The organism is Rhodococcus sp. 27YEA15 (assembly GCF_049739425.1).
In the GTDB taxonomy this organism is placed as follows: Bacteria; Actinomycetota; Actinomycetes; order Mycobacteriales; family Mycobacteriaceae; genus Rhodococcus_F.
Genome location: NZ_JBMHHW010000001.1, coordinates 2,867,936 through 2,880,949, shown reverse-complemented (window position 1 = coordinate 2,880,949; position 13,014 = coordinate 2,867,936). Strand labels below are relative to the sequence as shown.

Below are 13,014 nucleotides of genomic sequence, written 5' to 3'. Positions count from 1 at the left end.
TCGTCAGACGCGCTCGCCCAGTTCGACGGCCGCGATCACGTCGCCGACGAGACCGGCGGCAAGAGTGTTTCCACCCGCCGGATCGATCAGCAGGAAGCTACCGGTGTGCCGGTTGACGGTGTAGTCGTCGGCCACGACCGGCTCGGCGACGCGCACCGAGATCTTGCCGATCTCGTTGAGCTCGAGCGTATCCGGACTCGGATCCGTCGTGAGGTCCTGCTCGTTGAAACGCTCCACCAAGCTTCCGACAATGGCCTGAGTGGTGCGGGTGCCGTGCTTGAGCAGTAGGCGCGCGCCGGGGCGCAGCGGCTTCTCAGCCAGCCAGCACACGGTGGCGTCGAATTCGCCGATCGGCGCCGGAGCATCGGCGGGAGAGGCGATCGTGTCGCCGCGGGAGACGTCGACGTCGTCGGCGAGGATCAGGGTGACGCTGCGGCCGGCGTGTGCGACGTCCAGTTCACCGTCGGCGGTGTCGATGCGGGTGACGGTGGTGCGGGTACCGGACGGCAGTATCACCACTTCGTCGCCGGGGACGACGGAACCGGCGGCCACCTGTCCGGCGTAGCCACGGTAGTCGAGGAACTCGGCGGTGCGAGGACGGATCACGTACTGCACCGGGAACCGCAGACCGACGCGGTGTGGTTCGGCGTCCACGGGGATCGATTCGAGGTGCTCGATCAAGGTGGGTCCGGAGTAGTACGGGGTGTTCTCGGAGCGGTTCGCGACGTTGTCGCCGTGCAAGGCCGACACCGGAATCTCGGTGACGTCTTCGGTAGCCCACCCCAGCGAGCTGGTGAGATCGTTGAACTCGGCCGAGATGGCGGTGAACACCTCTTCCGGGTTGTCGACGAGGTCGATCTTGTTCACTGCGAGAACCAGCTTCGGAACACCGAGCAGTGCGAGAACAGCTGCATGCCTGCGAGTTTGAGCGATGACTCCCTTGCGGGCATCGACCAGCAGGATCACCAGCTGCGCCGTCGACGCGCCGGAGACGGTGTTGCGGGTGTACTGCACGTGGCCGGGGGTGTCGGCCAGGACGAACGTGCGGTTGGGCGTCGCGAAGTAGCGGTATGCCACGTCGATGGTGATGCCCTGCTCACGCTCGGCGCGCAGACCGTCCACCAACAGCGAGAGGTCGGGGGTGTCGAGACCCCGATCCACCGATGCTCGGGTCACCGCGTCGATCTGGTCGGCGAGAACGGATTTGGTGTCGTACAACAGGCGCCCCACCAGAGTGGACTTTCCGTCGTCGACGCTGCCCGCCGTTGCCAGCCGCAACAGTTGCGCAGAGTGCCGATCGCTCATCAGAAGTAGCCCTCTTTCTTGCGGTCTTCCATGGCCGCTTCGGAAACTCGGTCGTCGCCACGAGTCGCGCCGCGTTCGGTCAACCGTGACGCGGCGACCTCGGCGAGAATGGCCTCGTTGTCGGCGGCCTCGGAGAGGACTGCGCCGGTGGTGGAGCCGTCACCGACGGTGCGGTAACGCACTGAAAGCGTCTGGAGCTCTTCGCCTTCTCTGGGTCCACCCCAGACGCCCGGCGTCATCCACATGCCGTCGCGCTGGTATACCGGGCGCTGGTGGGCGTAGTAGATGCTTGCCAGCTCGACGTTGTCGCGGGCGATGTAACGCCAGATGTCCAGCTCGGTGAAGTTGCTGAGCGGGAACACGCGAACCTGCTCGCCGGGCGAGTGCCGCCCGTTGTACAGGTTCCACAGTTCGGGGCGCTGCCTCTTGGGGTCCCACTGCCCGAAGGCGTTGCGCAGCGAGAAGATCCGCTCCTTGGCGCGAGCGCGCTCCTCGTCGCGTCGGGCACCGCCGAAGACTGCGTCGAAGCGGTTCTCGGCGATGGCGTCGAGCAACGGCATGGTTTGCAAGGGGTTGCGAATACCGTCGGGGCGCTCGGTGAGACGACCGTCCGCGAGGTACTCCTCGACAGCAGCGACGTGCAGGCGCAGGTTGTACTTGGCCACCACGTGATCCCGGAAGTCGAGAACTTCCTGCAGGTTGTGGCCGGTGTCGACGTGCAGCAGCGTGAACGGCAACGGGGCGGGCCAGAACGCCTTGATCGCCAGGTGCAGCAGGACTGTGGAGTCCTTACCGCCGGAGAAGAGGATGACGGGGCGTTCGAACTCGCCGGCCACCTCGCGGAAGATGTGGATCGCTTCGGATTCCAGGGCGTCGAGGGTGTCGAAAGCCGTGCCGTCGAGCTGAGGCCGTGAAGGTGTCAAGTCAACTGTCATGATGCGTGCAACCCGCATTCTGTCTTGGAGGCACCGGCCCAGCGCCCGCTGCGCGGATCACTGCCCGGGGCCGGCTTGCTCGTGCACGGAGCGCAGCCGATGGACGGATATCCCTCGTCGACAAGCGGATTGACGAGGATGGAGTGAGTTTCGATGTAGCTCTGCATCTGCTCGTCCGACCACGGGGCGATCGGATTGATCTTCACGAGACCGAATGCCTCGTCGAAGGAGATCAGGGGGGCATTGGCGCGAGTGGGTGCCTCCACCCGGCGGATTCCGGTCACCCACGCGCTATAACCGGACAGGCTCTGCTTCAGCGGGGCGACCTTGCGAAGTGCGCAGCAGCGGTTGGGATCACGGGCGAACAGGTTCTTACCTTCGGCCACGTCCTGTTCGGCGACACTGGCCAGTGCCCGGGCGTCGATGACGTTGACGCCGTACACCTGCTCGACGGCGTCGCGGGTGCCGATGGTTTCGGGGAAGTGGTAGCCGGTGTCGAGGAACAGCACGTCGACGCCGGGATGAACCTGCGCGGCCAGGTGAACCAGTACCCCGTCCTGCATGTTCGACGCCACGATGTACGAGTCACCGAAGGTGTCCTCGGTCCACTGGAGCAGCTCCTGGGCGGTGGCGCCGTCCAGTTCGGCGGCACCTCGGCCGGCGATCGCCCGCAGTTCGTCGGCTGAAGCTCTGAGTAGGTCCACGGTCATCGCAAATCTCCTTCGTCTGCCCGCACGGTCCATTCGGCGAACCGCTCACCTTCGTTGCGGCCCTTCACGAACTGGCGTACGACGCGATCGATGTAGTCACCCATCTCGACGCTGGTGACCTTGTGCTGGCGCAGCTTGCGTCCGAAGGCGCTGTCGAATCCCAGGCTGCCTCCAAGGTGAACCTGGAAACCTTCCACTTGATTCCCGTCACCGTCGTCGACCAGCTGTCCCTTGAAGCCGATGTCGGCGATCTGCGAGCGAGCACACGAGTTGGGGCAACCGTTGATGTTGATGGTGATGGGGACGTCGAGCTCACTGTTGATGTCGGCCAGGCGTTCTTCGAGTTCGGGCACGAGAACCTGTGAGCGCTTGCGGGTCTCGGCGAACGAGAGCTTGCAGAACTCGATGCCGGAGCAGGCCATCAGGTTCTTGCGCCAGTGCGACGGACGGGCCGGCAGTCCGAGCGCGTCGAGGTCGGCGATCAGCGGCTCGAGGGCTTCGTCGGACACGTCGAGAATGATCAGCTTCTGGTACGGCGTGAAGCGGATCCGATCGCTGCCCGCCTTCTCAGCGGCGTCGGCGACCTGGGCGAGGATCTCGCCGGACACGCGGCCGGCGATCGGTGCGAAACCGACTGCGTTCTGGCCGTTGCGGGTCTTCTGGATGCCGACGTGATCGATGGGACGCTTCGGCTTCTCCGGCGCGGGACCGTCGAGCAAGGGGCGCTGGAGATACTCGGTTTCGAGGACCTCACGGAACTTCTCGATGCCCCAGTCCTTGATGAGGAACTTGAGCCTGGCCTTGGCGCGCAGGCGACGGTAACCGTAGTCGCGGAAGATCGAGACGACACCTTCCCAGACGTCGGGTACCTCGTCGAGCGGAATCCAGGCGCCGACGCGCTGGGCGAGCATCGGATTGGTGGACAGACCGCCACCGACCCACAGGTCGAGGCCGGGACCGTGCTCGGGATGGTTCACGCCGATGAAGGCGATGTCGTTGATCTCGTGCACCACGTCCTGCTGGCCGGAGATCGCGGTCTTGAACTTGCGCGGCAGGTTGGAGTACTTGGGGTCACCGATGTAGCGGCGGACGATCTCGTCGATCGCCGGTGTGGGATCGAGTACCTCGTCGAGGGATTCGCCGGCCAGCGGGGATCCCAGGACGACGCGGGGGCAGTCGCCGCACGCTTCGGTGGTCTTGAGGCCGACGGCTTCGAGGCGCTTCCAGATCTCGGGGACGTTCTCGACTTCGATCCAGTGGAACTGCACGTTCTCACGGTCGGAGAGGTCGGCGGTGTTCCGGCCGAATTCCTGGGAGATGCCGGCGATGGTGCGCAGTTGCTCCACGTTCAATGCGCCGGCGTCGCAGCGCACCCGCATCATGAAGTACTTGGCCTCGAGCAGGTCGATGTTCTCGTCGCCGGTGAACGTGCCGTCGTAGCCCTGCTCGCGCTGGGTGTAGAGACCCCACCAACGGAAACGCCCGCGCAGATCGCCCTTGTCGATGCTGTCGAAACCCTGCTTCGAGTAGATGTTCTCGATGCGGGCTCGTACGTTGAGCGGGTTGTCGTCCTTCTTGGCCTGCTCGTTGGCGTTGAGGGGCTCGCGGTACCCGAGTGCCCACTGGCCTTCGGCGCGACGCTTGACTGGCCGGGCGGCGCGCGCCGGGCGAGGTGTGGCTGATGCTGTCGAATCGGCAGCGGTGGTGGCGTCGGTGGTCGACGGCATCGATGAACTCCTGGATCTGGGCGGTTGACCGGCGCGCGGCACGGAGTTGCACTGCCTACCGTGACTGGTGACGATCTCGTTGCACCGGTCCGCCGCGGGCGAGGGGGCTGTCCTCGTCGGTCCCGAGTGTCGCGGCCGGTCGGTGTGTCACACAGCGCACGGATTGATCGGACATGCGCAGGTGGGACAGGCGGAGATGAGCGAAACGCTGAATGATCGGTGCAGGATCAACAGCAACAGCGGTGCAGACACGACGAGCTGCACACACGTTTGAAGTCGACGTGGCGACGCGCCACAAGTCGTACTCCGAGTCCGGTCATGGGCTCCATTGTGCCACGTCAAATCGATAATTCCGACTCGGGTGCGTATTTCCACGAAAATTGGGGGAAATACCGAGTTCAGGCCGCTGCAGCACGATGTGCGGTGACTCGTTCTGCCCACGATCGTGGGCAGAATAGGTCTACGTTCCCCGGTGCTGGGAGACTGATGCAGTGAATGCCACTACCGCCGTTTTTCCGCATCAGGGTGAGGCGACACCGTTCGCCTTGCCTGCTCGTTCGTTGGAAGGTGTCGGGACGCGCCCGTTCGGTGTGTACATCCACGTGCCGTTCTGCGCCACCCGGTGCGGATATTGCGATTTCAACACCTACACCGCCGGCGAGCTCGGGACGTCTGCCTCGCCGCAGTCCTGGATGGAGGGCCTGCGTCGCGAATTGGATCTGGCGGCCGAGATGACGGGAGCGCCGCTCGCCGAGACGGTTTTCGTGGGCGGGGGCACTCCGTCGTTGCTCGGTGGGGACGGACTGTCCGACGTTCTGTCGGCTGTGCGGAGCAGTTTCGGGCTGGCGCCGGGAGCCGAGGTGACCACCGAGTCCAACCCGGAGTCGACGTCGCCGGAGTTCTTCGATGCTCTCCGTGCGGGCGGCTTCACACGTATCTCGCTCGGTATGCAGTCGGCAGCGCAGCACGTGCTCGCGATCCTCGACCGCACCCATACCCCCGGCCGCGCCGTTGCTGCCGCGAAAGAGGCTCGTGCTGCAGGTTTTTCACACGTCAACCTGGATCTGATCTACGGGACGCCGGGGGAGCGGGATGTCGATCTCGACGCGTCCCTCGACGCAGTGCTCTCTGCCGGCGTCGACCACGTGTCGGCGTACGCGCTGATCGTGGAGGACGGGACGGCGATGGCGCGCAAGGTGCGTCGTGGCGAACTTCCGGCCCCCGACGACGACGTGCTCGCCTCGCGTTACGAGCGGATCGACGCGCGGCTGGCCGAGGCAGGTCTGCACTGGTACGAAGTCTCCAACTGGGCGAAGACCGAAACCTCGGAATCCGGGGATACCCGTTGCCGCCACAACCTCGGCTACTGGGACGGCGGCGACTGGTGGGGAGCTGGTCCCGGCGCGCACAGCCATGTCGGCGGGATTCGCTGGTGGAACGTCAAACATCCGGCGCGCTATGCGGAACAGCTTGCGGCAGGATCGCTTCCGGTCGGCGGGAGTGAGGAACTGACCGCGGACGACGTGCACGTGGAACGGGTGATGCTCACCGCGAGGTTACGTACCGGTCTACCGTTGGCAGAACTCGATGCGTCGGAGAAGGATTCGGCCGCACAGGTGGTGGCCGACGGGCTTGCGGTGGTCGAGGACGGGCACCTGATCCTGACCGGTCGGGGGCGCTTGTTGGCGGACGCGGTCATCCGGACCGTCCTCACCTGACGTTTCCGGGCGGATTCGGTGGCGCTGACGTAGCGTGATTTCGTGGCCCTCATTTACAGTGCGCAGTTGAACCCGTCCAAGATCGACCTGCTCCGAGCCTGGGTTCCCGGCCGGGCATGGCTCGGATCGCTCGACGTGAGCGAGGTGAAAGCCGTAGGTGCGTACCGATTCGACGATCCGGACGGTGAAGTCGGCATCGAGACGCATCTGCTGAGCACGCAGCCGGGTGTCGTGCTGCACGTTCCACTGACCTACCGCGGTGCACCTCTCGACGGTGCGGACGAGTATCTGGTGACCACGATGGATCACTCGGTACTCGGCCCACGCTGGGTGTACGACGGGTGCGGTGACGTCGCGTACGCGCGCGCCTTGGCGACGACGATCCTGACCGGTGGATCGGAAGCAGAGCTCGTATTCGCCGACCCGGCGGACGGTCGGCCGCCCACCACATTCGTGACCGGTAACGGTCGACCTGCAACCGCGGTGCCGGAGATCGCGACTGTGGCGACCACGGACTCCGTCGGAAGCACCCGCATATCGGCCGACGGAGTCGAACTCACGGTTCTGCGAATCATGGACCCCGACCGGACGGCCGGCGGGCCGACCCTGACCGGTACGTGGCCGGGCCAGGACACTCCGGTTGTGCTGGCGACGGCAGCCGGATCGCGGTCGTGACACTACTCGTGCTCGGCTCTGCCCTCCGGTAACCGCATCGACCACCACGTTCGGCTCCGGAAGTGTCGCGACCTGCAACCGTCGACCCGGTGCGGGCACTCGCCCGAAAAGTCCTGACGCTGGACGTGTCGGGCCACTGCAGGCGTTCACGTCGACCTTCTCGGCGTCAGCGCGCGCCTTCGATGATGCCTGGCATGGCGTCGTAGTCGAATACTCGTGCGTGGAGCACCACCCGGTTGCGCAGGGCCGACCGCACTGCGCGGTGCAGGCCGTCCTCGAGGTACAGCGTGCCGCGCCAGTGCACGGCATGCGGGAAGAGGTCGCCGTAGAACGTGGAGTCCTCGGACAGCAGGCGATCCAGCTCGAGGACTTTGGTGGTGGTCACGATCTCGTCCAGGCGCACCTGTCGGGGTGGGAACTTGGACCAGTCGCGCAAAGACAGACCGTGGTCGGGATACGGTTTGCCGTCCATCACGCCCTTGAAGATCATGTGCCGCCCTGTCCGTGGTTGTGCGATCGACGTCCAGTCGACCTGACACCACAGTAAGGGCAACAGCCGGGTCTGGCGTTCGGGCGATTAGACTGCTGGTGGACACCGATGTGTGAACGCCGGGATTCAACGGCACAGACGCTCGAGTGCGGAAACGGAGGTGGCAGCGATGTCGAGTACAGACGACAGACGTTTCGAGGTTTTGCGCGCAATCGTGGCCGATTACGTCTCCACGCAGGACCCGGTGGGATCGAAGGCGCTCGTCGAACGCCACAATCTCGGGGTGTCGAGCGCGACGGTCCGCAACGACATGGCTTTTCTGGAGGCAGAGGGATACATCGCCCAGCCGCACACCAGTTCCGGTCGCGTTCCCACGGACAAGGGGTATCGCGAGTTCGTCGACCGTATCGCCGATGTGAAGCCGATGTCCGGCCCGGAGCGGCGCGCAATCCTGGAGTTCCTGGAATCCGGGGTGGACCTCGACGACGTGTTGCGCCGCGGAGTGCGCCTTCTCGCTCAATTGACCCGGCAGGTGGCGGTCGTGCAGTACCCGTCGCTGTCCGCGTCGTCGGTCCGGCACCTCGAGGTGGTCGCTCTGACTCCGGCTCGCCTGCTGCTCGTTCTCATCACCGATTCCGGCCGGGTCGATCAACGCATCGTCGAACTCGGTGACGTCATCGGTGAGGAAGACCTGTCCCGGCTGCGTACATTGCTCGGCGGCGCTCTCGAAGGCAAGCGCCTCGCAGCCGCCTCCATTGCGGTCGCCGAACTTGCCGACGAGTCCCCGGACGACCTGCGTGACGCCGTCGTCCGCTCCGCGACCGTTCTGGTCGAGACCCTGGTGGAGCACCCCGACGATCGTCTGGTCCTCGGCGGCACCGCCAACCTGACCCGGAACGCATCTGATTTTTCCGGTCTGGCCGGTTTCCCCGGCTCGCTTCGTGCGGTTCTCGAAGCACTCGAGGAACAGGTGGTGGTGTTGAAGCTGCTGGCTGCCACGCAGAACTCGGGAACGGTCACCGTCCGGATCGGCGAAGAAACCCAGGTCGAGCAGATGCGTGGTACATCCGTGATTTCGACGGGGTACGGAGCTGCCGGTACCGTTTTCGGTGGAGTCGGCGTACTCGGACCGACCCGAATGGATTACCCGGGAACAATCGCGTCGGTAGCCGCGGTTGCCAGATATATCGGCGAAGTCCTCTCCGAGCGGTGATGCGACTCGACGACAGTCGACATCGAGCACGGTTCGGTACGAGGAAATCATAGTTGGCTAGAGAAGGACGAGAGACTCAACGTGGCACGGGATTACTACGGATTGCTCGGCGTCGGTAAGAACGCAACCGACCAGGAACTCAAGCGTGCGTACCGCAAACTTGCGCGTGAACTGCATCCAGACGTCAACCCCGACGAGGCGGCGCAGGCGAGGTTCAAGGAGATCTCGACGGCTTACGAGGTGCTGACCGACCCGGAGAAGCGTCGGATCGTCGACCTCGGTGGTGATCCCCTCGAGTCCGGCGGTGGTGGGGGTGGCGGCTTCGGCGGCGGCTTCGGCGGCGGTGGCCTCGGTGATGTCTTCGAGGCGTTCTTCGGCGGCGGTGGTGGTGCCGGACGAGGCCCGCGCGGGCGTGTCCAGCCCGGTGCCGATTCACTGCTGCGTACCAAATTGACATTGGCGGAGTGTGCGACGGGCGTCAGCAAGCACGTCACGGTGGAGACCGCCATTCTCTGTGACAGCTGTACCGGTGCCGGAACCAACGGTGACTCAAAGCCGATCCGCTGTGAGACGTGTAACGGCGCCGGCGAGGTTCAGTCCGTGCAGCGGTCGTTCCTCGGCCAGGTCATGACCTCTCGTCCATGCCCCACCTGCCGCGGAGTAGGTGAGACCATTCCCGATCCGTGCCACAAATGCGCAGGCGACGGCCGCGTCCGCGCCAAGCGTGACATCACCGTGAAAGTCCCCGCCGGTGTAGCCGGCGGCATGCGTATCCGATTGACCGCCCAGGGTGAAGTGGGCCCGGGCGGCGGACATCCTGGTGATCTGTACGTCGAGGTGGTCGAACAGGCGCACGACGTGTTCGTTCGTGACGGCGAAGATCTGCACTGCACCGTTCGGGTACCCATGGTGGACGCCGCGCTGGGTACCACGGTCACCGTCGAGACCGTCATCGACGGTCCCAAGGAGATCATCATCGATGCCGGGACTCAGCCCGGGCACGTCGCGGTTCTGCGCGGTCACGGCATGCCGAAGTTGCGTTCCGGTGTTCGTGGTGACGTCCACGCGCACCTCGAGGTGATCATTCCCAACCGCCTCGACAACAAGCAATCCAAGCTGCTCAAGGAGTTCAAACTCCTTCGCGATCGCGACGAGGCCGAGGTGGTGTCCACGTCCTCGCAGAACAGCGGTGGTCTGTTCTCGCGCCTGCGCGAAGCATTCAGCGGCCGCTGACGGTGGCTGCGACGGTGTTCTATCTCGACCCCGTCCCGGGTGTCGGTGAGATCGCTGTGCTGGACGGTCCGGAGGGTCGCCATGCGGCGACCGTCCGCCGGATCGGGATCGGCGAATCTCTGATGCTTGCCGACGGTCGTGGCCGGGTGGCCGAGGCCGAGGTGACGAGCGTGGGCAAGGATCGGCTCGAGTTGCAGGTCGGAGTCGTCAAGGTGCTCGAACCGTCGAAACCCGTGGTGACGCTGATTCAGGCGTTGCCGAAGGCCGAGCGTTCGGAATTGGCCGTCGAATTGGCCACCGAAGCCGGTGTCGACGCCGTGGTGCCGTGGCAGTCTCTGCGGTGTGTCGCCAAATGGGAAGGCCCCAAGGTCGCCAAGGGTGTCGCTCGGTGGCGCAATGCGGCGGTGTCCGCTGCCAAACAGTCCAGACGGGCCTTCGTTCCGGACATAGCCGAACTGCACAAGACGCCGGCTGTCGTCGCGCTCGTTGGTGAGGCAGTGGAGCGGGGCGCTGTGGTTGCCGTCCTGCACGAGTCCGCGACGACCGCGCTGGCGGCGCTTCCGCTCGCGGAGGCTGACGAACTTTTTCTGGTGGTCGGCCCGGAAGGCGGCCTGGACGATTCGGAGGTCGCCGCGCTCACCGCGGCCGGGGCCGTCGCCGTTCTACTGGGCCCGACGGTCCTGCGAACATCGACGGCCGGTGCGGTCGCGCTCGGTGCGATCGGCGTACTCACCGATCGTTGGGGTCCGCGTCCGCTGCACTAGTTGCTGCGCTCGACGTATCGCGGGCCCCGGTGTCTCGGGCCCCCGGTGTCTCGGGCCTTCTGTGATTTCGAGCGGGATGAACCACTCACTCAGCTGCGCGTCAGTTTTGCGCACTATCGTGGTGAAGCCGGGGGTGCCTTCGGTGGGGGATTTCGTGTGGATATACGGGAGGCAAAATGTTCTCAGGTGCGCACAAGCGAATGATCGGGGCGGTGGGCGGTGCGTTGGCAGTCGTTCTCGCCGCGGGATGCGCAGGCTCGACCGGCGACGATCAGGGCACGTCCGCCCAGGCGGCGCCCACCTCGTCGGTCAGTGCCGCCGTCGTCGCTCTCACACCGGCAAACGAGAGTTCCCCCGTCAATCCGCTCGACCCGATCGAGGTCACGGTGGCGAAGGGCACGATCGAGCGCGTTGCACTGACCAACTCGGACGGCAAGGAAGTCACCGGTATCACCACGCCGGACAAGACTTCCTGGAAGCCGAACGAACCGCTCGGCTACGGTAAGACATACAATCTGGTTGTCGATGCTGTCGATGCCAACGGTGTTGTGGCGCAGAAGAACACGACATTGACGACCGTCGCGCCGAGCAATCAGACGCGGGCGTACATCAACACGACCGGCGGGGCGTCGATCTCCGACGGGGGCACCTACGGAGTGGGCACGGTCGTCGCAGTGCATTTCGACGAGTCGATCGGTGACAAGGCTGCGGCCGAGAAAGCCTTGACGGTCACGACGTCGCCGCCCGTTCAGGGCTCGTGGTACTGGGTGGACAGTCAGAACGTGCACTGGCGCCCGCAGGCCTACTACGCGTCGGGAACCACGGTATCGGTGAATGCGAATATCTACGGCAAGCAGTTGGGCACCGGACTGTACGGACAGCAGGACGATGCGGTCTCGTTCAGGATCGGTGACTCGCACGTCTCCGTCGCGGACGACAACACCAAGATGGTGACGGTGTACGACAACGGCCAGGTGGTCAAGACGATGCCCACTTCCATGGGTATGGGCGGAACGGAGACGGTCGGCGCGAACACGTTGTCGTTCTGGACCCAGCCCGGCACGTACACGGTGATGGACAAGGCAAATCCGGTGATCATGGACTCGTCCACGTACGGGCTGCCGATCAATTCGCGTCTGGGGTACAAGGAATCCATCAACTGGGCGACACGTATCAGCACCGACGGTATCTACCTGCACGAGCTGGAAAGCACGGTATGGGCGCAGGGCAATACCGACACCTCCCACGGTTGCCTCAATCTCAATGCGGCCAATGCCCAATGGTTCTTCGATTTCTCCCAGCCCGGTGACGTGGTCGAGATCAAGAACACCGGTGGTGCCCCGCTCGAGGTGTGGCAGAACGGCGACTGGACACTGCCGTGGGATCAGTGGCGGGCCGGGAGCGCTCTCGGCTGAGTCGTCGACTCGCCGAGCGTCTCGGGCAACGCTAGCGTTCGGGGTATGGACGACGACGCAAGAGTGGTTCGGGCGCGGAGTTTCGGTCAGGTTGCGCAGCAGTACGACCGGTGGCGACCGGATTACCCCGATCAACTGTATGCGGACGTGCTCGGATCGGGTACCGGACAGCGAGTCCTCGAAGCCGGGGCAGGTACCGGGCGCGCGACGCTCGCGCTCGCCCAGCGGGGTGCGAGCGTGGTTGCGGTCGAACCGGATCCGCAGATGGCGGCGGTCGTCCACTCGAAGACCGAGGGTTTCGACGTGACCGTTGTGGTGTCGCCGTTCGAGCAATCCGATCCGGCGGTGGGATCGTTCGACCTGGTTGCCGCAGCACAGTCGTGGCATTGGATTGATCCGGTCGGCGGCGCCGCCGTCGCTGCGCAGGCGCTGAAACCCGGTGGTGCCGCGTGCCTGTGGTGGAATCGATCGGCGGTGCTCGAGGGTGCGGTCTGGGATCGGATCAGGGACGTCTACGCGCGCCGTGCGCCCACTCTCTCGCCGCCCGGATCGAGCACCGACGACCGGGCGGTCACGCCGAAGACAAGTCGGATGAACGGGTTTGCGCCTTGGGCGCTTCGGACCTACGAGTGGTCATCCCACTACGACGCCGACGCCTATTGCGGCATGGTCGGCACGTATTCGGATCATCTACTCCTGGAGCCGATGCAGCGGCAGAACCTACTCGACGCCGTGGGCGATGTCATCGCCGACGCCGGTGGGGTCGAGCACCCGTTTCGCACCCTCTTGCTGACGGCGACACGAGCCGACTGAGCGGTCGACGGTTACA

At 65.1% G+C, this 13,014-nt stretch carries 12 protein-coding genes; 7 read left to right on the top strand and 5 right to left on the bottom strand.

Annotated elements, in window-relative coordinates; translation table 11 throughout:
• Nucleotides 1-3: 3 nt before the first annotated feature.
• Genes ABH922_RS13360 through ABH922_RS13345 form a run of 4 tightly spaced genes read right to left on the bottom strand, consistent with a single transcriptional unit; the run spans nucleotide 4 to nucleotide 4,677 of the window.
• A complete protein-coding gene (locus ABH922_RS13360) occupies nucleotides 4-1,305 on the bottom strand; it encodes a sulfate adenylyltransferase subunit 1 (RefSeq protein WP_424807371.1) in 1,302 nt (433 codons plus the stop codon).
• Complete coding sequence (gene cysD / locus ABH922_RS13355) at nucleotides 1,305-2,240, bottom strand: sulfate adenylyltransferase subunit CysD (protein WP_424807370.1); 936 nt, start codon at nucleotides 2,238-2,240, stop codon at nucleotides 1,305-1,307. Before cysD ends, ABH922_RS13360 begins: the two co-directional genes overlap by 1 nt.
• Nucleotides 2,237-2,950, bottom strand: a complete 714-nt coding sequence (locus ABH922_RS13350; RefSeq protein WP_424807369.1) for a phosphoadenylyl-sulfate reductase — start codon at nucleotides 2,948-2,950, stop codon at nucleotides 2,237-2,239. Before ABH922_RS13350 ends, cysD begins: the two co-directional genes overlap by 4 nt.
• Nucleotides 2,947-4,677 (bottom strand): nitrite/sulfite reductase, encoded by a 1,731-nt coding sequence (locus ABH922_RS13345; RefSeq protein WP_424807368.1) that lies wholly within the window; start codon nucleotides 4,675-4,677, stop codon nucleotides 2,947-2,949. Before ABH922_RS13345 ends, ABH922_RS13350 begins: the two co-directional genes overlap by 4 nt.
• Nucleotides 4,678-5,168: 491 nt before the next feature.
• On the opposite strand from ABH922_RS13345, the gene hemW reads away from it, so the two are divergent.
• The gene (gene hemW / locus ABH922_RS13340) at nucleotides 5,169-6,395 is read left to right on the top strand and encodes a radical SAM family heme chaperone HemW (protein WP_424807367.1); all 1,227 of its coding nucleotides are present in this window, start codon (nucleotides 5,169-5,171) and stop codon (nucleotides 6,393-6,395) included.
• A 42-nt stretch (nucleotides 6,396-6,437) separates the two neighbouring features.
• Nucleotides 6,438-7,070 carry a CG0192-related protein gene (locus ABH922_RS13335; RefSeq protein ID WP_424807366.1) on the top strand — a complete coding sequence of 211 codons (633 nt, stop codon included), beginning with the start codon at nucleotides 6,438-6,440 and terminating at the stop codon, nucleotides 7,068-7,070.
• 166 nt (nucleotides 7,071-7,236) lie between these two features.
• Here ABH922_RS13335 and ABH922_RS13330 read toward each other — a convergent pair whose 3' ends face one another.
• Nucleotides 7,237-7,560, bottom strand: coding sequence for a type II toxin-antitoxin system VapB family antitoxin (locus ABH922_RS13330; RefSeq protein ID WP_424807365.1), 324 nt, complete (start codon nucleotides 7,558-7,560; stop codon nucleotides 7,237-7,239).
• Between the two features lie 169 nt (nucleotides 7,561-7,729).
• Here ABH922_RS13330 and hrcA point away from each other — a divergent pair, with 169 nt between their 5' ends.
• The 5 genes from hrcA to ABH922_RS13305 all read left to right on the top strand — a co-directional run bounded on the left by hrcA (nucleotide 7,730) and on the right by ABH922_RS13305 (nucleotide 12,998).
• The gene (hrcA, locus tag ABH922_RS13325; protein WP_424807364.1) at nucleotides 7,730-8,773 is read left to right on the top strand and encodes a heat-inducible transcriptional repressor HrcA; all 1,044 of its coding nucleotides are present in this window, start codon (nucleotides 7,730-7,732) and stop codon (nucleotides 8,771-8,773) included.
• A gap of 81 nt (nucleotides 8,774-8,854) precedes the next feature.
• The gene (dnaJ, locus tag ABH922_RS13320; RefSeq protein ID WP_424807363.1) at nucleotides 8,855-10,006 is read left to right on the top strand and encodes a molecular chaperone DnaJ; all 1,152 of its coding nucleotides are present in this window, start codon (nucleotides 8,855-8,857) and stop codon (nucleotides 10,004-10,006) included.
• A gap of 2 nt (nucleotides 10,007-10,008) precedes the next feature.
• The gene (locus ABH922_RS13315) at nucleotides 10,009-10,770 is read left to right on the top strand and encodes a 16S rRNA (uracil(1498)-N(3))-methyltransferase (RefSeq protein ID WP_424807362.1); all 762 of its coding nucleotides are present in this window, start codon (nucleotides 10,009-10,011) and stop codon (nucleotides 10,768-10,770) included.
• Nucleotides 10,771-10,946: 176 nt separating this feature from the next.
• Complete coding sequence (locus tag ABH922_RS13310; RefSeq protein ID WP_424807361.1) at nucleotides 10,947-12,185, top strand: L,D-transpeptidase; 1,239 nt, start codon at nucleotides 10,947-10,949, stop codon at nucleotides 12,183-12,185.
• A gap of 45 nt (nucleotides 12,186-12,230) precedes the next feature.
• Nucleotides 12,231-12,998, top strand: a complete 768-nt coding sequence (locus tag ABH922_RS13305) for a class I SAM-dependent methyltransferase (protein ID WP_424807360.1) — start codon at nucleotides 12,231-12,233, stop codon at nucleotides 12,996-12,998.
• The last annotated feature ends 16 nt before the right edge of the window (nucleotides 12,999-13,014 follow it).